The 18573-nt window shown below is 55.7% G+C and carries 18 protein-coding genes; 2 read left to right on the top strand and 16 right to left on the bottom strand.

The window, feature by feature from the left end:
* Nucleotides 1–134: 134 nt before the first annotated feature.
* The 10 genes from cheZ to HVX72_RS08860 all read right to left on the bottom strand — a co-directional run bounded on the left by cheZ (nucleotide 135) and on the right by HVX72_RS08860 (nucleotide 10165).
* Nucleotides 135–779 carry a protein phosphatase CheZ gene (cheZ, locus tag HVX72_RS08905; protein WP_042283898.1) on the bottom strand — a complete coding sequence of 215 codons (645 nt, stop codon included), beginning with the start codon at nucleotides 777–779 and terminating at the stop codon, nucleotides 135–137.
* A gap of 10 nt (nucleotides 780–789) precedes the next feature.
* Nucleotides 790–1179, bottom strand: a complete 390-nt coding sequence (cheY, locus tag HVX72_RS08900) for a chemotaxis response regulator CheY (RefSeq protein ID WP_042283900.1) — start codon at nucleotides 1177–1179, stop codon at nucleotides 790–792.
* A 17-nt stretch (nucleotides 1180–1196) separates the two neighbouring features.
* Entirely contained in the window at nucleotides 1197–2246 is a 1050-nt protein-coding gene (cheB, locus tag HVX72_RS08895) for a protein-glutamate methylesterase/protein glutamine deamidase (RefSeq protein WP_042283903.1), read from the bottom strand.
* Nucleotides 2243–3109: a protein-glutamate O-methyltransferase CheR gene (cheR, locus tag HVX72_RS08890; RefSeq protein WP_060571384.1), complete on the bottom strand. Its 867-nt coding sequence runs from the start codon at nucleotides 3107–3109 to the stop codon at nucleotides 2243–2245. The genes cheB and cheR overlap by 4 nt, the downstream gene beginning before the upstream one ends.
* 87 nt (nucleotides 3110–3196) lie before the next feature.
* Nucleotides 3197–4858, bottom strand: a complete 1662-nt coding sequence (gene tar / locus HVX72_RS08885) for a methyl-accepting chemotaxis protein II (protein ID WP_181823022.1) — start codon at nucleotides 4856–4858, stop codon at nucleotides 3197–3199.
* Between the two features lie 81 nt (nucleotides 4859–4939).
* Nucleotides 4940–5902, bottom strand: a complete 963-nt coding sequence (locus tag HVX72_RS08880; protein WP_042284739.1) for a spore coat U domain-containing protein — start codon at nucleotides 5900–5902, stop codon at nucleotides 4940–4942.
* Complete coding sequence (locus HVX72_RS08875) at nucleotides 5902–8292, bottom strand: fimbria/pilus outer membrane usher protein (protein ID WP_181823021.1); 2391 nt, start codon at nucleotides 8290–8292, stop codon at nucleotides 5902–5904. The genes HVX72_RS08880 and HVX72_RS08875 overlap by 1 nt, the downstream gene beginning before the upstream one ends.
* Nucleotides 8268–9023: a molecular chaperone gene (locus tag HVX72_RS08870; RefSeq protein ID WP_181823020.1), complete on the bottom strand. Its 756-nt coding sequence runs from the start codon at nucleotides 9021–9023 to the stop codon at nucleotides 8268–8270. Before HVX72_RS08870 ends, HVX72_RS08875 begins: the two co-directional genes overlap by 25 nt.
* 16 nt (nucleotides 9024–9039) lie before the next feature.
* On the bottom strand, nucleotides 9040–9507 hold the full coding sequence (locus HVX72_RS08865) for a spore coat U domain-containing protein (protein ID WP_229264108.1): 468 nt from the start codon (nucleotides 9505–9507) through the stop codon (nucleotides 9040–9042).
* 88 nt (nucleotides 9508–9595) lie between these two features.
* The gene (locus HVX72_RS08860; RefSeq protein ID WP_042283919.1) at nucleotides 9596–10165 is read right to left on the bottom strand and encodes a spore coat protein U domain-containing protein; all 570 of its coding nucleotides are present in this window, start codon (nucleotides 10163–10165) and stop codon (nucleotides 9596–9598) included.
* Nucleotides 10166–10588: 423 nt separating this feature from the next.
* Between HVX72_RS08860 and HVX72_RS08855 the strand changes: the two genes are divergently transcribed.
* Entirely contained in the window at nucleotides 10589–11857 is a 1269-nt protein-coding gene (locus tag HVX72_RS08855; RefSeq protein WP_181823019.1) for a dicarboxylate/amino acid:cation symporter, read from the top strand.
* Nucleotides 11858–11925: 68 nt separating this feature from the next.
* Here the strand turns inward: HVX72_RS08855 and cheW are convergent, their stop codons facing one another.
* The 6 genes from cheW to flhD form a co-directional block, all read right to left on the bottom strand.
* Entirely contained in the window at nucleotides 11926–12429 is a 504-nt protein-coding gene (gene cheW, locus HVX72_RS08850; RefSeq protein ID WP_042283923.1) for a chemotaxis protein CheW, read from the bottom strand.
* A gap of 20 nt (nucleotides 12430–12449) precedes the next feature.
* A complete protein-coding gene (gene cheA, locus HVX72_RS08845) occupies nucleotides 12450–14465 on the bottom strand; it encodes a chemotaxis protein CheA (protein WP_181823018.1) in 2016 nt (671 codons plus the stop codon).
* Nucleotides 14466–14469: 4 nt separating this feature from the next.
* Nucleotides 14470–15399, bottom strand: coding sequence for a flagellar motor protein MotB (motB, locus tag HVX72_RS08840; RefSeq protein WP_042283929.1), 930 nt, complete (start codon nucleotides 15397–15399; stop codon nucleotides 14470–14472).
* Entirely contained in the window at nucleotides 15396–16283 is an 888-nt protein-coding gene (gene motA / locus HVX72_RS08835; protein WP_042283932.1) for a flagellar motor stator protein MotA, read from the bottom strand. The genes motB and motA overlap by 4 nt, the downstream gene beginning before the upstream one ends.
* Before the next feature lie 127 nt (nucleotides 16284–16410).
* A complete protein-coding gene (flhC, locus tag HVX72_RS08830; protein WP_042283935.1) occupies nucleotides 16411–16989 on the bottom strand; it encodes a flagellar transcriptional regulator FlhC in 579 nt (192 codons plus the stop codon).
* 2 nt (nucleotides 16990–16991) lie between these two features.
* Entirely contained in the window at nucleotides 16992–17342 is a 351-nt protein-coding gene (gene flhD / locus HVX72_RS08825; RefSeq protein WP_042283937.1) for a flagellar transcriptional regulator FlhD, read from the bottom strand.
* Nucleotides 17343–18135: 793 nt separating this feature from the next.
* On the opposite strand from flhD, the gene uspC reads away from it, so the two are divergent.
* Nucleotides 18136–18564, top strand: a complete 429-nt coding sequence (uspC, locus tag HVX72_RS08820) for a universal stress protein UspC (protein WP_181823017.1) — start codon at nucleotides 18136–18138, stop codon at nucleotides 18562–18564.
* Nucleotides 18565–18573 lie beyond the last annotated feature (9 nt).

The raw sequence follows: 18573 nt of genomic DNA, 5'->3' as shown, positions 1-18573 counted from the left end.
CGCCTGCCGCCAATGGGCAGAGTAAACGGCAAAAAAGGTCGGGTTTATGCCGTTAAGGAGGATAAGCGGATAGCAATGCAGTCGCAGCTAATCTGTCATTAAGCCCGATGGCGTGACGCCATCGGGCGACCTGGTTAAAAACCGAGGCTGTCCAGCAGGTCGTCTACTTGATCCTGGCTGGCGACCACGCCCGCCCGGGTCGTATCCACCTGCGGACCGTTGAGCAGACTGTCGTTTTCACGCTTCGGTCGCGCGCCCTGCTCCGGAATATTCTCCAGCAGCACCATCAACAGTTGACGTTCAATTTCCTGGATGACATCCATCATGCGCTTGATCACCTGACCGGTCAGATCCTGGAAATCTTGCGCCATCATAATGTCGAGCAACTGCGCATTAGTGAAGCTGGTGTGTTCCGGCACATCGCTCAGGTATTTGCGCGTGTCGGTCACCAGTTCCCGGGCGTCTGCCAGCTCGATCGGGTTTTCAAACCACGCGTCCCAGCGCTTGCTTAACGCTTTCGCCCCTTTCTCCATTTCGTCCTGGTGCGGCTGTGAAGCTTCGACGCTGTTCAGCGCGCGCTCGGCGGCCTGGGCGGTCATCTGCACCACATAGTCCAGACGGTCGCGGGCGTCCGGAATGGCTTCTGCCGCTTCGGCGATGGCCTGGTCCAGACCCAGCTCCCGCAGGCTGTCGCGCAGCATACGGGTCAGGCTGCCAATGCGCGCAATAATATCCCCGGCAGAGTGTTCATCTACGGGTTTCATGGTTGGTTGCATCATTGTCCGCCCCTTACATGCCCAGTTTCTCAAAGATTTTGTTGAGTTTCTCTTCCAATGTCGCGGCGGTAAACGGCTTCACCACGTAGCCGCTGGCACCGGCCTGCGCCGCGGCGATAATGTTCTCTTTCTTCGCTTCCGCCGTCACCATTAGTACCGGCAATGAAGACATGCCGCCGTCTGCGCGAATGGTTTTCAACAGTTCCAGACCGTCCATATTCGGCATGTTCCAGTCAGAAATGACAAAACCAAAGCCGCCCATCTGCAGTTTATTCAATGCGTCCACGCCGTCTTCGGCCTCTTCGACGTTGTTAAATCCCAGTTCCTTAAGCAGGTTACGCACGATGCGACGCATGGTGGAAAAGTCATCCACAACCAGAAACTTAAGCTCTTTGTCCGCCATAAAAAATTACTCCTGAGTCAAATACGTATTGCCTGTCCGGCACTGATTTTCGCCAGCATCTGCTGGCTTACCTGGCTGAGATCGACCACTTCGCTCACGCCACCCATATTGATGGCCTCGCGCGGCATGCCGAACACCACACAACTTGCTTCATTCTGCGCAATCGTCCAGGCGCCCGCCTGGTGCATCGCCAGCATTCCGGCGGCGCCGTCGTTGCCCATCCCCGTCAGGATCACCCCCACGGCGTTGCGCCCCGCGTGTTTCGCCACCGAATGAAACAGCACATCCACAGACGGCCGGTGCCGGTTAACCGGCGGCCCGTCATGAATTTTGATTTGATAGTTTGCCCCGCTGCGCGCCAGCTCCATGTGCTTATCGCCGGGCGCGATGTAGGCATGTCCTGGCAGCACGCGCTCGCCGTCCTCCGCTTCTTTCACGCTGATCTGACACAGTTTGTTCAGACGCTCGGCAAACGAACGGGTAAAACCCGGCGGCATATGCTGCGTAATAATCACTGCCGGGCAGGAAAGCGGCAGCGGCTGCAACACGTGACGAATCGCTTCGGTGCCGCCCGTCGACGCGCCAATGGCGATCAGCTTTTCTGAACTGAGCAACGGCCCGGCTTTCAGGGTCGCTGGCGCGGCCAGTGGCTTATGCGCGCCCAACCGCGCGCGCGACGCGGTGCGCACTTTTTCGGCAATCATCTCGCTGTAGGCCAGCATCCCTTCGCGGATCCCTAACTGGGGCTTGGTGACAAAATCAATGGCCCCCAGCTCCAGCGCGCGCAACGTCACTTCGGAGCCTTTCCCCGTCAGCGATGACACCATCACCACCGGCATCGGACGCAAGCGCATCAATTTTTCAAGAAAATCGAGGCCGTCCATCCGCGGCATTTCGACGTCCAGCGTCAAAACGTCCGGGTTGTATTTTTTGATTAAATCACGGGCAACGAGCGGATCGGGTGCGGTTGCCACCATCTCCATATCGCTATGGCTGTTGATAATTTCAGTCATGATTTGGCGCATTAGCGCGGAATCATCAACCGATAACACCCTGATTTTACTCATGCTTTATCCTTACTCAGCGCATACACCGTCTGTCCGCGCAGGCTAAAGTCGCGCACGAGGTTGCTAAAGTTCTCTGAATGCCCGGCGAACAGCAGGCCGTCAGGCTTAAGGAGGGGAACAAAACGGCGCAGAATGTCCTGCTGCGTCGTTTTATCGAAATAGATCATCACATTGCGGCAGAAAATCGCATCAAACGGCCCCGGTACGTTGTACTGTTTGTCAAGCAGGTTTATCCCGGCGAACTCCACGTGACTTGCCAGCTCCTGGCGCACGCGCACCAACCCTTCATGGGGGCCGGTGCCGCGCATGAAATAGCGCTGCAGTTGCTGTGGCGACAGGGTTTTTAACTCATCAAGCCGATAGATGCCGCTGCGGGCTTTTTCCAGCACTTCGGTGTCGATATCACTGGCAAAGACCCGCCAGCGCCCTGGCGCTGTGCCTAACGTATCGGCCAGCGTAATGGCGATACTGTAAGGTTCTTCACCGGTTGACGCCGCCGCGCTCCACACCCGGTATTCGCCATTGCGACGGCGGGCGTGCTCAGCCAGCACCGGAAAGTGATGACCTTCGCGAAAAAAGGCGGTCAGGTTGGTGGTCAACGAGTTGATAAAAGCCTGCCATTCCGCGCTGTTTTGATTCGCTTCCAGCATGCTGAGATAGCGACCAAAATCATCCAGCCCCAGCGTACGCAGACGGCGAACCAGGCGGTTATAAACCATATCCCGCTTATGGTCCGCCAGCACGATCCCCGCGCGCTGATAGATTAACTGACATATTCGACGAAAGTGCGCGTCGGACAGCGCGAGGCGCTGTGTCATCTGTAACAATAATGACGTTTGCCCGTTGGGCAGAGATGATGTCATAGCGCCTTCTCAATCACATTCAGGATACAACGGGCGCCGCCTGCTGCGGCGCCGATTCTTGGTGTGTTACAACGTGTTTATTTGCCGTCAAAATGTTTCCCAGTGGGTGTCGGGTTCAGCGCCGGGCGATGCCTTCTGCGGCTCGCGAGGCGACGGCGCAGAGGCGCGTTCTTCGGTTTTTTGCGTGGTATATGGGCGAGCGGCGAGACGAAACGCCGACACCGCTCTGGTTAAGCGACTGGCCTGGTCTTCCAGCGCGGCGGCGGCAGCGGCGGACTCCTGTACCAGTGCGGCGTTTTGCTGCGTCACGCGATCCATTTCCGACACCGCCAGCGCCACCTGATCGATACCGCGGCTTTGCTCGTCGGACGCCGAGGCGATTTCCCCCATGATGTCAGTCACCCGGGTCACCGCGTTAACAATGTCATTCATCGTGTCACCCGCGCTTTCGACCAGCACCGAGCCGGTATCCACACGCGCCACTGAATCTTCGATCAGCGCTTTGATTTCTTTTGCCGCCTGCGCGCTGCGGCTGGCGAGATTACGCACCTCTCCGGCAACCACGGCAAACCCACGGCCTTGCTCACCGGCGCGCGCCGCTTCAACCGCCGCGTTCAGCGCCAGGATATTGGTCTGGAACGCAATACCGTCGATCACGCTAATGATGTCGGCGATTTTCTTCGAACTGTCGGCAATGTCGTGCATCGTTTTAACAACGTTATCCACCACTTTGCCGCCGTGCTGGGCCGTTTCCGAGGCGCTCTGCGCCAGTTGCGACGCCTGGCGGGCATTGTCGGCGTTCTGTTTCACGGTGGCGGTCAGTTGTTCCATGCTGGCGGCGGTCTCTTCCAGCGCCGAAGCCTGCTGTTCGGTTCGCGAAGAGAGGTCGGTATTGCCAGTGGCAATCTCGCTGGTGCCAGCATAGATGGCGTCGGACCCTTCCCGCACCTGCGTGACGGTTTCAACCAGCGAACGCTGCATGTGATCGACGCTGTCGGCCAGTTCGCCAATCTCATTGCGTCCAGCCACGGTCAGGGTAGTGGTTAAATTGCCGCTGGCGATATCACGGATATGCGCAATGACGCGCCCCAGCGGATTCAACAAGGTGTGACGGATGCCGTACCACACCACCACCAGAATCAGCGCCAGCACGACCGCGAGAATGGCAAGCTGCCACTGGGCGAACTGATAATCGCGGGCGCTTTCATTAAAGGCCTGGCGGTAAAGTTTTTCGCTGACGCTGGCATACTTGCCCAGCGCTTCGCCGAGCGCGTTTTGCATTCCCTGAGTCGGCTGGGCAAAGTAGGCGTCCATGTTGCCGCTTTCCAGAAACTGCACCAGTTCGGTTAACGCCGCAAAGTAGGCCTGGTACTTCGCCTCCACCTCAAGACTGGCTTCTTCCATGTCAGGCAGCGGACTGATCGCTTTAAATGCCTTATAGTGCACCGCGGCCTGCGCGAGGGTATTTTTCGCATTCTTCAGCAATTCGGTTTTGGCGCTGCTTTGCTGGTTCGCCGCATCCATCATCATGCGAGCGGAAGAGCGGCTAAGGTTAATACGCGTTTGCAGCATCAGATCCCATGTTGAGGTCAGTTCGCTTTGCTGCTGGCGCAGATCGTTTGAGATAACAAAACTGGTCTGGTTCTGCTGTAAAGATGAAAACAGCAGCCCCCCGGATACAAGCTGTAGCAGTGCGAAAACCCCAAGCACCATCATCAGCATTGTGACAACGCGGATACGGTTAAACATAAGGCACCTTCCTTAAAACGAGTTATCAACGTTATCGGCAACCCGGTTGAGAACTTTACGTTTGCGAAAGGGAAAAACAGATCAGAAGGCGATATCCACAACCACCGTGTCGGTGTAGGTCCCGGCGGGCGGTGTGGTCTGCGTGGTTAACACTCTGGCGGTGTAGTTGTAGGTGCGCAGCAGGCCGTCGCTGCTAAGAGAAGACGACGCGCTGCTGGCCCAGCGATCGCCGCCGACGCTTCCCCAGCGGCTGGTGGTGCCTGCCTTATAAATTTCATAGCTCAGACGGTTATTACCGCTTGCCATGTTGCGTACATTGCCGTTGGCATAGCTGCCATTATTGATGCCTACCGTGTAGGCGCTGCCTTTGGTACAGGTGATCGCCACCGCCTGCGAGACGGCGGGAAAATTGTTCACCAGCGGCGCGCTGCCAAAGTTCACGTTCGGCGCAGTAAGGGTAATACAGTCATTGGTGACGGTCAGGTTTACCTGCAGGTTAGCCGCCACCGTGCCGGTTTGCGCGGTAACGCATAAGCCAAGCGCCCCCACCTGGCAGACATTAAAATAGACGCTGAAGTTAAGCGTCACCTGATACGGCCCGGCGCTAACGTTCTGGCCCGTAAGGGTGCGGAAGTAAAGCGGCAGGGTAAAGCGTGAAGAGCCTAACAGCGCCAGCAATGAACTGCCGCTCCAGGTGTAGCTGCCGCCAATCGGGATCTCACTGTTGCTGGCGCAACCGGACTGCGCGCACATGCGTACCGGAATGGCATCCGTCACCGCTGCGTTATCGCTTCGCCTGAGAGCCGCTCTGTTGCTGACCGAAAGCGTCGCGCCAGTATAGGTCAGAGTGATGGTATCGTTGTTCAACAATCCCAACACCACGTCGCACTGGACCACGAGATTAGCGCTGGTGGCCTGCTCGCTGCTGTTCACGGTAAAAGATGACACGCTGCCAAACGCGCCGCTGGTGGTGGTGACGGCACAGGCGGCCCAGGCCCCCGGCGTAACCAGCAGAAACAGGATCCCCCACAACGCCCGTCCCATCATGGCGCCCCCTTACGGCAGACCAGCGGCCCGTAGGTTTGCAGCTTATGCCCGGGATTAGGCGCAAGAGTGAATATGGCCGTGCAATGCTCTCCGGCCGGGGTTATCGCCCGGAGTCGGTTCACCTCGGCAAGATTTTCCAGCCAGACGATACCCTCATATCCCACCACCGCAGGCGCACTGTTGTCGCGCAGCACCTGGCTTGCCAGCGGCAGCGGCTGCCCCTCTGCGTCGTGCAAAATCACGCTGGCCACCCGCTCCTGTTCCATTGGGAAATCGACCAGATAACCGCTCTGACGACGTAGCGCGACTTTGCGCTCGGTCTCCTTCAGGCGGGTATCCGCGGGCAGGTTGAGGGTATTAATGCTGTAGCTCGCAGGATAATAAGCGGATACGCCGCTTATCAGCAAAAAGCCGTTCTCATTGGTTTTGCCGACCGGTTGGTTCTCATAGTTCACCGGCACTTCAGGCTGACCGTCAGTACTGACCACCACAAATGCATCGTTGATTTTATTGGCGGCGAACAGCTGATTTTCCATCAACACCAGCGATCCCATCGCCTCTCCCCACCAGGTCATGGCGTTGCTTTCGCCGTAAGCGCCCCCCTGTAATTCAACGTTATTATTGCGCCAGCCCAGCGTCGCCTGCTGGTAGTTTCGCGCCTGGGTCTGTCGCGCCCACGCCAGATTCCAGTTGAACCCGCCGTCCGTCGGCATCGAGTGGTTATAGTTGATACGCTGCGTCTGCCCGGCATCCGGCGTTTTCTCGGCGCTCAGCGCCACGCTGTCGCGATCGCCCAGTGGAATTTGCACCGACATTGCCAGCGTCCAGTCACCCTGCTGGTTGTCACGACTGGCAGCCAGATAGATACTGCTGCTTCCCCATAAATTGCGGCTCCAGGAGAGATTGAGCAGCTCCGTTTTTTGCGCGTCGAAGCTGCGGATGCCAATCCACGCCGCGCCAATATTGCCGAAGGTTCCCATATTAACGGTTAACGAATACTGATCGCTGCGCTGACTTAAAGAGGCCAGCGGGCGGTTGTCGTCATCCACCAGCGCGGTCTGGTCATATAACGCCAGGTTGCCGAAACCGCGCTCGCGGCGGGAATGTTGCGTGGCGACGCTAAAGGCTGCGGTACTGTACTGATACCCCCAGTTAAGCTGATTACCGTGGTGACCGCGCATTTTGCTTTCCGTCCATGCGCCGTTCACAACGCCAAAGCGGCCCACTTTCACCAGTGCGCCCACCCCGCCCAGCGCCAGTTCTTCGGCGCCTTCGCCATGACCTTCGAGCGTCAGAGCGTCATTGAAGCCATAGCGATAGCTCGCGCTGCCCACCGCCGGGCCGTAATCAAAATTATCAATGCCGTAGTTGCGCCGCAGGCTGCCGAGCGTAACGGCGCCGTCGCTGACGCCCGATTTCAACAAATTGCTGGCGACATAAAACGGTAAGGTGGTGCTGACCTGTCTGCCAAGCGCGTCACGGGTGACCAGCACCGCGTCTCCCGCACCGTTTATATAAGGAAGGTTCGTCAGCGTAAACGGCCCGGGCTGCAGCTCAGTCGACCCCGCGCGATAACCGTTGATGAATAGATCCACAGCGGTCGGCACCGCGGCTTCACCGGAGAATGCCGGTAGCGGCCAGGTCACCAGATCCGGACGCAGCGAGAAGTCGCGTCCCCAGGAGATCCCGCCGACGCGGACGCTGTTGCTCCAGCTCAGGGCGTCAGTAATCACATCCCCCACCTGCCACTGGGTCGCATTTTCCTCATGGGTTGCGGTAAAAACCGTATCGTAACGCACATAGCCATCCTGCCAGTCATCGTCCCCCGCCAGATTTTGTCGCACGTACCCGGTTGAAGAGAGCGAACCCGCATCGTTAAAAAAGCGCAGCTCATGCCAGACGGAGGCCTGGCTGTCGCCATCCTGGGTACTGCTGGCGTATACGTCGTAATTCAGCAACGCCCCGCTGCCGTTTCTCGCCACAGACGTCGGGGATTCACCGCCAAACGGCGTGCTGCGTACCGGTAACCATTCGCGCGGCACGCTGAGCAGCAGTCGCTGACCGCTGCTGTCGTAATCCACTTTCACCTGCGTCATCCGGGAGAGATTCACCTCCCCCGCCGCCAGCTGTTCGGCAGGCAGGCCAGCCTGTTGCAGATCGGCGCTGGCGACAAAGAAGTCGCCGCCGCGCCGGGTTACCGCCACCACCTTTTGCGTCTCGTAATGGTTAACAACCAGCGCCAGATGAAAAACCGTTTGCCGATCGAGCGCGCGCGCATCCGGTGGCGGCGGCAATACATCATCGCCGCTCCCGGCGCGGCAAAGCCCGCTGGTGGTCAGTATGGCCGTCACAAACACGCCGCTTAGTTGGCGGGACCAGACAACCATTTGCCGTCCTGCGCGTTGATTGCCGCGGTTAATCGGTCCGGACGGGTTGCGCCAGTGGGTAACGGCCAGCGGCGGAAACTCCCCGGCAACACATACCCGAGCAGCCCCTCGGCCATCGTGTGTTGAGACCCGCCCTGTTGCAGTGACACTTTGCTCAGCCGGACATGCACGTCACTGTCATTGCGCACTTCCAGCTGTGGTTGCCCTTCGCTGCGCACCACCCGCCAGTGCAGTTGCGAAGGCTTCACCTGCGCGTGATGTTCCCCTTGTGCCCAGGTCTGCACCCCCTGTCCGTAAACAAACAGCGGTAGCGAATAGCGCATCTGCACCTTCAGTCCCATCTGGGGTGTACTGACGGGGTCCGGCTGGGGGATCTCGTCCACGATGATCCGGTAAGCCTGCTCCACACCGGCAGGAACGGTCGTCTGTTTAATCAGTCGAATGAGCTGCTTACTGCCTTTTTCGATACGGACAATCGGCGGGCTGGCGACCACCTCCTGCTGGGCCTTATAGCGTTCATATCCATTTTCCTGCTGCCAGCGCACAATGCGTACCTGCATCGTCGTGGGCGTGTCGCCCTGATTCTGGATCCACAGTTCGGTGGCATTATTCTCCGCCGCCAGCCAGGGATCGATGGGCCACAGCAGTATTGTGGCGGCGCTGTTGGCCCCGGGTGAGGCCAGTGCTGCCGTGAGTACCGACAACAGTCCGAACGACGTTCGCACCTTCATTTCACTTCTCCCTTCGCTACCATGACAAGGTCACCGTAAGCTGATCTGAATAATTACCTGCCGGGCTAAAACCCGTTAAAAACGCGACGCCAAACAGCGGTAGCGCAATATTGTTACTGTTGGTATAGGTGACAGAGACCGGCTGGTTGACGCCAATCTCACTGTTCGCCGCCAGCGAGGCGGTACGGTACAAACGGTACCCCACGCGCTGCGTCCCGCCGTCACGCTGCATATTACGCACCGTACCGTAATAGCGTCCGCCATCCACCGTCATGCTCAGCGCCACGCCTGGCGTACAGGCCAGCGCCAGCGCGGCGTTTGGCACAAACTGGGCGTTCACCTGGCGGTTCTCCACGCCGCTGTAGCTGCCAAAGTTCAGATTCCCCATCGCCGCTCCGCTCCCCGTGGTAACCGAACAGCCCGGCACGATGGTGGCATTCACCTGAAAGGATTGCGTGGTAATGGCATAGGCCGGGAAAGCCATCAGCGCGAGAACCGTCAAAAAAAGTCGTCGCTTTCCCCCGCCTCCCCACAGGAAGCGCCTGAACCGTGTTCTCATTTAAAGAGACGTATCAGTAAATAACGCTGACGTTGATGGTGTCCGTGTACGTACCGGGAACCACGGTCACGCTGTTACCACCGCCCTGGATCCGACCGAAGATCGTATAGTTATCGACCCCGGCTGTAGTGGAGACTTTAGGAATAGGAGTATTGTTAGCGATCACGTTATTGAAGCCGCTGTCGCTGTAGAGGCTGTACGCCACGCCCTGAGTGGTATTCGCGGCGTTCACCAGATAACGGGCTGGCGTTCCCGGCGTACCGACCACCGAGCCCGGCGCGGAAGAATTGGTATTACCGGTAATCTGTACGGTGTAGTCGGTGGTGGTGCACTGGATACCAAAACTGTTGCCCCCTGCGGCGCCGGTGAGCTGGGTGGTCAGTTCAGAAAAGGTGGCGGGATGCGTCCCGAAATTCAACGTACCAAAGTTGATACCGTTCTGACTGGGCGAGCCGTTTATCAGGCAGCCATTGGTTAACGTCAGTGACACCCCGACCGTGCCGCTGCTGGTTACCGCCATCGTCGAAGGCAAGGGAACAAGAAAAATGCCAGCTATACCCAGGAACCGAGAAAATGTGTTCATGACTCCACCTCCGAAATACCGTCACGTTGACGAAAGCCAGCACCGACGTAGCGAGAAAGTTCGCACACGTTCAGAAAACAAACCGATAATCAGAAATTTAGTTTACGGCGCGGAAAACAACCACTGGCGTTACGCTTGTTCATACAGAGGGGTGATTGACGTAAAAACAGCATATATATCAGTCCATTAACTTTCATTACATCTCATTTACCCTGCTCCGTCGAAGGATATATTCATTCTTATGCGATCCAGGTCACGAAAACACCCTTCGAAGAACACAACAAAATGCGTAATTAATAAAAAATAGTTGTAAGCCGGGCGGGAATACGCCAATTTAGGTAGTAAATAAATCTTCACCAATAAATTCACAAAACAAATATATCGCTGATAACAAATTGTTAAATTCAGCCCGAGGGATTTTCAGTGGCAAATGCAAATAAACTCACGATATTCATCGTGATTTTCATGCTGGCAGGCATTGTGTCAGGCGCGGTTATTCACTCCTGGACATCCGAAAGCGTGATTACCGCCTGGGCAGAGAACATCACCCTTCTTACCGATATCTTTTTGCGCCTGATAAAAATGGTCATTGCGCCGTTAGTCTTCAGTACGCTGACCGTTGGCATTATGCGTCTGGGCGAGACCGCCACCATCGGGCGCGTGGGCGGTAAGGCGATGATCTGGTTTATCAGCTCCTCGATACTGTCGATTCTGGTAGGGCTGTTTATTGTTACCCTTGAACAGCCCGGCAGCGGCCTGAACCTGACCATTCCAAAAGACGCGGTGGAAACCGGTCTGGCGGTGGGCGGTATGAGCCTGAAAGGCTTTCTGTCACATACGATCCCCACCAGCATTGCCGAAGCGATGGCGAATAATGAAATTTTGCAGATCGTGGTGTTCTCAATGTTCTTTGGTATCGGCGGCGCGTCGCTGGGCGAGAAACTCAACACCCCACTGGTTGCCGCGCTGGATGTGGTTTCGCATATTATGCTGAAGGTGACGGGCTACGTGATGTATGTGGCTCCACTGGCGATATTTGCCGCGATTTCTTCGGTGATCGCCACCGAAGGAGTGGGGATTTTACTCAACTACGCCTCGTTTATCGGCGGCTATTACGTCGCCATTCTGATGACCTGCCTGGTGCTGTTGGCCGCGGGTTATCTGGTGCTGAAAAAAGAGGTGTTCCGGCTGGTCAGTCTGCTGAAGGAACCTGTGCTGGTCGCCTTTACCACCAGCAGTTCTGAAGCCGCTTACCCGAAAACCCTGGAGTTGCTGACCAAATTCGGCTGCTCGCGCAATATTGTTTCTTTCGTTTTGCCGATCGGGTATTCCTTTAATCTGGTCGGTTCGATGGTGTACTGCTCGTTTGCGTCGATGTTTATCGCCCAGGCGTACAATATTCACCTGTCGTTGGCTGAGATCAGCGTGCTGATGCTGACCCTGATGCTGGCCTCAAAAGGGATTGCCGGCGTTCCGCGTTCGGCGCTGGTAGTGCTGGCGGCAACCATTCCGAGCTTCAATATCCCGGTGGCGGGCATTTTGTTACTGATGGGTATCGACCATTTCCTCGACATGGGGCGTTCCGCCATCAATGTGTTAGGTAACGGCATTGCCACCGCGATGCTGGCGCAGGATGAAGGATTACTGACGGAAAGCGAAAAAGAAGTGGCAGAGCAGGAAGTTAACGCGTAACGGTTTATGCTGACGGATACCGTTGATACGCAGGCCCGGAAGCGGCATCGCCGCCGGGCCTGCGCGCCTTACGCCATATGCGAAGCGGCAATATCCAGCAGCGCCATTTCGTCACTGTTCAGCAGTTTTTCAATATTCACCAGAATCAGCATACGTTCGCCCAGCGCGCCCAGTCCCGTCAGGTATTCCGTTGACAAGGTGACGGCAAACTCCGGCGCAGGACGAATCTGTTCCGCGGTCAGCGACAGCACGTCGGAAACGCCATCAACGACAATGCCGACCACGCGCTGCCCCAGGTTAAGCACGATCACGACCGTGTTATCGTTGTACTCAACGTCACCCTCGCAGAACTTCACGCGCAGATCGACGATTGGCACGATCACACCGCGCAGGTTGGTCACTCCTTTGATAAACGCAGGGGTGTTGGCTATCCGGGTAACCTGATCATAGCCGCGGATTTCCTGCACTTTCAGAATATCAATACCGTATTCTTCGTCTCCCAGCGTAAACACCAGGAACTCCTGACCTGACGGCTCGCCGGCCAGTTTGGTTACATTAGTCATACCGGTCATATTTTTCCTTTCTCACTCAATCAGGCGGCGGTGATCGCCATACGTTGTTCGCGATTTAAACTCTGCAGGGCAGAGACATCCACAATCAGCGCGACGCTACCATCGCCGAGGATCGTCGCGGCGGAAATCCCCGGCACTTTGCGATAGTTGCTTTCCAGGTTCTTTACCACCACCTGGTGCTGACCAATCAGTTGATCAACCAGCAGCGCGTAACGGCGACCGCCGCTTTGCAGGATCACCACAATGCCCTGGGTGGCCTCCGTTTTCGCCCCTTCAACGTCGAAGACTTTCCACAGTTCCACCAGCGGCAGGTATTCTCCACGCACTTCCAGCACGCGCTCGCCACCGGCCAGCGGATGCAGATCGTCCTCGCGCGGTTGCAGCGATTCCATTACCGCATTCAGCGGCAAAATAAAGACTTCATCAGCGACGCGAACGGACATGCCGTCGAGAATCGCCAGCGTCAGCGGCAGCAAAATACGGATGGTGGTACCGGCGCCCTGTTTCGACTGGATCTCCACATGGCCGCCCATCTCCTGGATGTTACGTTTCACCACATCCATGCCCACGCCGCGACCGGAAACGTCAGTCACCTGTTCGGCGGTAGAGAAGCCAGGGGCAAAAATCAGCATACCGACTTCGTCATCGGTCATATTTTCGTTTACCGCCATCCCCTGGGCGATCGCTTTTGCGAGGATCCGCTCGCGGTTTAACCCCGCGCCGTCGTCGGTCACTTCAATGCAAATGTTGCCGCCCTGATGTTCTGCGGACAGGATCAGATTTCCGACCGCATTTTTACCGGCCTCAAGGCGTTTTTCCGGCAGCTCGATGCCGTGGTCGAGACTATTGCGCACCAGATGCGTCAGCGGATCGATAATGCGTTCAATCAGACTTTTATCGAGTTCGGTGGAGCTGCCCACCAGCGTCAGTTCCACTTGTTTGCCGAGCTTGCCCGCCAGATCCCGCACCAGACGCGGGAAGCGGCTGAAAACGTATTCCATCGGCATCATGCGAATCGACATCACCGACTCCTGCAAATCGCGGGCGTTACGTTGTAACTGCCCCATGCTGGTGATGAGATCGCCATGATTAACCGGGTCAAGTTCGTTCGAACGTTGGGCCAGCATCGACTGAGTGATCACCAGTTCACCCACCAGGTTGATGAGCTGATCGACCTTCTCCACTGCCACGCGAATGCTGGTCGATTCGCTGGCGCGCGCGGGCTTTTCGCGCTCCGCACGTCCGGCATGCGCGTCGGCAGCGGGCGATTTAACGGCCGGGACCACAGCGACAGGCTGCGCAACAGCGGCGGGCGGTTCAGCCGCGACCGCAGGGGCGTTCGGCGCGACGACTTTTTCGAAGGAAATCTGATCGGCTTCGATCACAAAGCACAGCACTGCCACCACATCCTCTTCGGCGACACCGCCGTCCAGGGTGGCGGCAAGCGAATCGGCGCCTTTCACCACGTCGGTTAAGGTGCTCAAATTGCCCAGTTCTTCCTCCAGCAGATCAATCTCACTGGCTTTCAGGCGGGACAGATTAATGCGCAATTTTTCTTCTACTGTCGGCGCGCCGCCCTCATCAGGCGTTGTGTCCACGACGCTCAGCCGGGCGTTTGCCACCACCGCAGGCGCGGTTTCGCCCTTCGCTTCCAGCGCCAGCTGGCGCAATGCATTGCAGATATATTCGAAGCTAGCGGCATCCGGCTCCTGGGAGCTTTTATAGGCGTCGAGCTGTTCCTGCATAATATCTTTCGTTTCCAAAAACAGGTTGATAATGTCGGTGTTGAGCTGCATTTCACCACGGCGCGCTTCATCCAGCAGGTTCTCCATCAGATGAGTCGTTTCCTGCAAAATGGTGAAGCCGAAGGTTCCGGCGCCGCCTTTAATGGAATGCGCGGCGCGGAAAATGGCATTCAACTGCTCGGCGTCCGGCGCGTCGGGCGCAAGGTCAAGCAGGTGTTGCTCCATGTCAGCCAACAACTCGTCAGCTTCATCAAAAAAGGTCTGATAAAAATCGCTAATATCCATGCTCACGCTATCACCTCGGATTGGCTGGTGGCGATGTGGGAACGCTTACCTGCGGTGCCGCCGCAGGCTGTTGTAATACACTTACCGGCTCGTTCTGGCTTTCAGCGTTTTCATGCAAAATTGACTGTTCAGCCTGTTTATTCAGTACCAGCAGGCTGATCCGGCGGTTAATGGCGTCATCGGGGCCGCGATCGCTCAGGCGCATCGTGGCGGCCATCCCCACCACCCGTAACACTTTTCCATCATCCAGACCGCCCTGCACCAGTTCACGCCGCGACGCATTCGCGCGGTCGGCGGACAATTCCCAGTTGCTGTAGCCTTTCTCCCCGTTGGCATAGGGAAAATCATCCGTATGCCCGGACAAGCTGATTCGGTTTGGAATCCCGTTCAGCACGGGCGCGATCGCCCGCAGAATGTCGCGCATATACGGCTCGACCTCGGCACTGCCGGTTTTAAACATCGGGCGATTCTGACTGTCGATAATCTGAATACGCAGCCCTTCCTGCACCAGATCGATCTTCAGATGCGGACGCAACGCCCGCAGTTTCGGGTCGGATTCAATCAGCTGATCGAGGTCGCCACGCAGTTTGCTCAACCGGTTTTGCTCCATCCGCTTCCGTAATGCCTCGATGTCAGGCTGTTTATTCACTTCTCCCTGTTGTTGGGTGAAGTCATCACCACCGCCGGGAATCGGGCTCTGGCTGTTGGCGATCCGGTTGCCGCCGGTGATCGCCGTCGCCAGCGGCGTACGGAAATATTCGGCAATTTGAATCAGTTCTTTAGGGCTGGAGATGGAAATGAGCCACATCACCAGAAAAAAGGCCATCATGGCTGTCATAAAATCAGCGTAGGCAATCTTCCACGAACCGTGAGCGCCGCCGCCGTGCCCTTTATGTTTGCGTCGTTTGACGACGACGATAGGATGGGACTGATTCTTCATGCGTCCTCAGTCGTCGTCTGCTGATTAGGGTTTCTGACCGCCCGCACGTGCTCTTCCAGTTCAATGAATGACGGGCGCTCGCTGGAATAGAGGGTTTTGCGGCCAAATTCGACGGCGATCGGTGGGGCATAGCCATTCAGATTTGAAAGCAGCGTAATCTTGACGCACTGCATCATCTTGGTGGTCTCGGCGCTTTTCTGACGCAGCACGCTGGCCAGCGGCGAGATGAAACCATAGGCAAGTAAAATACCGAGGAAGGTGCCGACCATCGCGTGGGCGATCAGCGCCCCCAGTTCGGCAGCGGGCCTGTCGGCGGAAGCCAGCGCGTGAACCACCCCCATCACCGCGGCGACGATACCAAACGCCGGTAGCGAATCGCCCATCAGCGCCAGGCTGTTCGCCGGAACTTCCGCTTCGCTTTCGTGGGTTTCGATCTCCTCGTCCATCAGCGCTTCAATTTCGAAAGTATTCATATTGCCGCTAATAATCAGACGCAGGTAATCGACAATAAAATCCAGCATGACCGCATCGGCAAGAATGCGCGGATAGCTGGTAAAAATTTCACTCTCTTTCGGGTTCTCAATGTCACGCTCAAGGGAGAACATCCCCTGCTGGCGTGACTTAGCCATCAGGCGGTAGAGCAGCGCCAGCAGATCCATGTACATCGCTTTGGTGTATTTGGATCGGCGAAACAGCAGCGGCAGCGCCTTCAGCGTTCCCTTAATCGCTTTACCGTTGTTGCCGACAATAAACGCCCCGACCCCCGCGCCGCCGATGATCACAAATTCAGCCGGTTGATAGAGTGCCCCAAGGTGCCCGCCGGTCATCATATAACCGCCGAAAACTGTACCGATAACAACCAGGTAACCTAATAAGATAAGCACGACATCATCCTTCCGCTGTTGACTATGACAGGATGCGCAGTCGGGGGGCGTTAACGCGTCGGCGAGGCAAAAAAAAGCAGCGGTAATCGCTTACCGCTGCTGGAGTGTCTTGTCCACACCGTATCGGTTAAACAGCCTGTTCGACCTGTTCATCCAGCAGTTGTGGAATAATATCGGCAGCATCCTGGGAAAGTTTACGTCTTTTTACCGCGCGGGAAGGCGGCTGGCACAAACTGCAGGCAAAACTCCCGGCAGGCTGATGCGCATGGGTAATAAAATTCCCGCCGCAACAGCTACAGCTCGACAGTTGCAGCAATCCGCTTTCGACGAAACGCACCAGCGTCCAGGCGCGGGTCAGCGCCAACAGCGGACCGTCTTCCCCTTGCGGACACTGTTCGAGGTACAACCGGTAGGCCTTGATCACCGCATCCACACCGCTGCACAGACCGGTTTTGAGTAAAAACTGCCAGGCATTACAGAACATGGAAGCATGAATATTTTGCTCCCAGGTCATAAACCAGTCAGTAGAAAACGGCAGCATGCCTTTAGGCGGGGGGCTACCGCGGAGTTCTTTGTACAATTTGATGAGGCGGCCGCGACTTAACTGCGTCTCGCTTTCCAGCATTTGCAAACGGGCGCCCAGAGTGATCAATTCCATCGCTAACTGGATATCGCGAGCTTCCTGAACAATGCTTTTTTCACTCATCGTCAGGCCCTTTTTTTCCGTGCGGTTTCATCAGCCTGTTCGACATCACTCAACAGACGCGTGGACAACATGATACCGGTATGAATTTGCTGGAGATCGTCTACCCGTGAGTCCTGAGTCAGCCGGGTGATGGTCTGATGATTGTCGAAGCGGAAGTGACATACCAGTTGGTTTGTTTCCGCCAGTTTGACCATCTGTGGCAAGGTCAGGGCACCCAGCGAGGTCGCCATCTCTTCCGTGATCCCGAGACGAAACATGGCGGACGCTTTGTCCTGAACGATCAGACGCTGTGCAAGGAGTAAATATGACAAATTGATGTCATAAATGTGTTTCAGCAACTCGGATGTATGCATTATTCCCATCCAGAATAACCAACTTTATTTTTTATGCGGCGTAACCGCACCCCGTGATGTCGCCGGGAAATCCCGGTAAATAAAAGCAAATAGGTCAAATACATAGCAGATCTCAGACAGAAATATGCACGCTGCGAACGTCATGACAACCTTGTCAGGCGCTTACAGACGAACATGATTTCTTACAAATGCCTAAGATTTTTCCTAAATCGACGCAACTGTACTCGTCACTCCCAAGACATACAACAAAGCCACGCTGCGAATTTGGAAAATATGTGATGCACATCACATAAATTAACTTATTCGATAACATAAATCCATCAGTTGAGCTTTTATTTTGATGAATAATTAGCCAGCAAAACCCCTTTTTGTTTCCAGGGTCATTAAAAAAAGAGCCGGATACAGACAAAAATATTACGACACAGAAGTTAAAATAACGGTGAGAAAATACTCGATTTCCATTAATTTCACCATAAAGGGATGGATATTTTTATCGTTTATAAACAATGAGTTAATTGTTTTCTAATTTTTATCAATGCGTGCTATTTATGCCTATAAAGAAATTAATAACTTTCGTAAATTTGTTAAGAGGAAAAATTGATGCGCGCGAAATTTGATTTAAGTCATCCCATTTCGGACATAATTTTGGTTATTCCTTCAGAATATTTATAAGAAAACTTAATGAATAATTATGATTGCCTTCACATTATTGTCATCGTAAAGCATTGCAGTTGTCCTCATTTCGGAGTAATGCTGAAGAACCCTCTCATATTCTTGCAATAAGGAGCGAGTTATGAGTTACCGTCACATCCTGGTTGCCGTCGCGGTCACCCCGGAAAGCCAGCAGCTTCTGGCAAAAGCGGTTTCGATTGCCCAACCCGTCAATGCGCGTATCAGCCTTATCACCCTTGCCTCCGATCCGGAACTGTATAATCAGTTCGCTGCGCCGATGCTGGAAGATTTACGCGCCGTGATGCATGAAGAAACCCATGATTTTCTGAAAAAGTTAGGAAAAGATGCCGGTTACCCGATCGCCCAAACTTTTATCACTTACGGCGAACTGAGCGAGCATATTCTGGACGTGTGCCGCAAACACGACGTCGATCTGGTGGTTTGCGGCAATCATAATCAAAGTTTCTTTTCGCGAGCGTCCTGCTCGGCGAAAAGCGTTGTCAGTTCAAGCCTGGTGGACGTCCTGCTCGTCCCGCTGGATGGCGAATAACCGCCTCGC

Origin of the sequence: Citrobacter sp. RHB21-C05 (assembly GCF_013889015.1) — a bacterium.
GTDB lineage: Bacteria > Pseudomonadota > Gammaproteobacteria > Enterobacterales > Enterobacteriaceae > Citrobacter_A > Citrobacter_A sedlakii.
The sequence above is the reverse complement of the archived record's forward strand: the minus strand, read 5'-3'. Positions and strand labels throughout refer to the sequence as shown.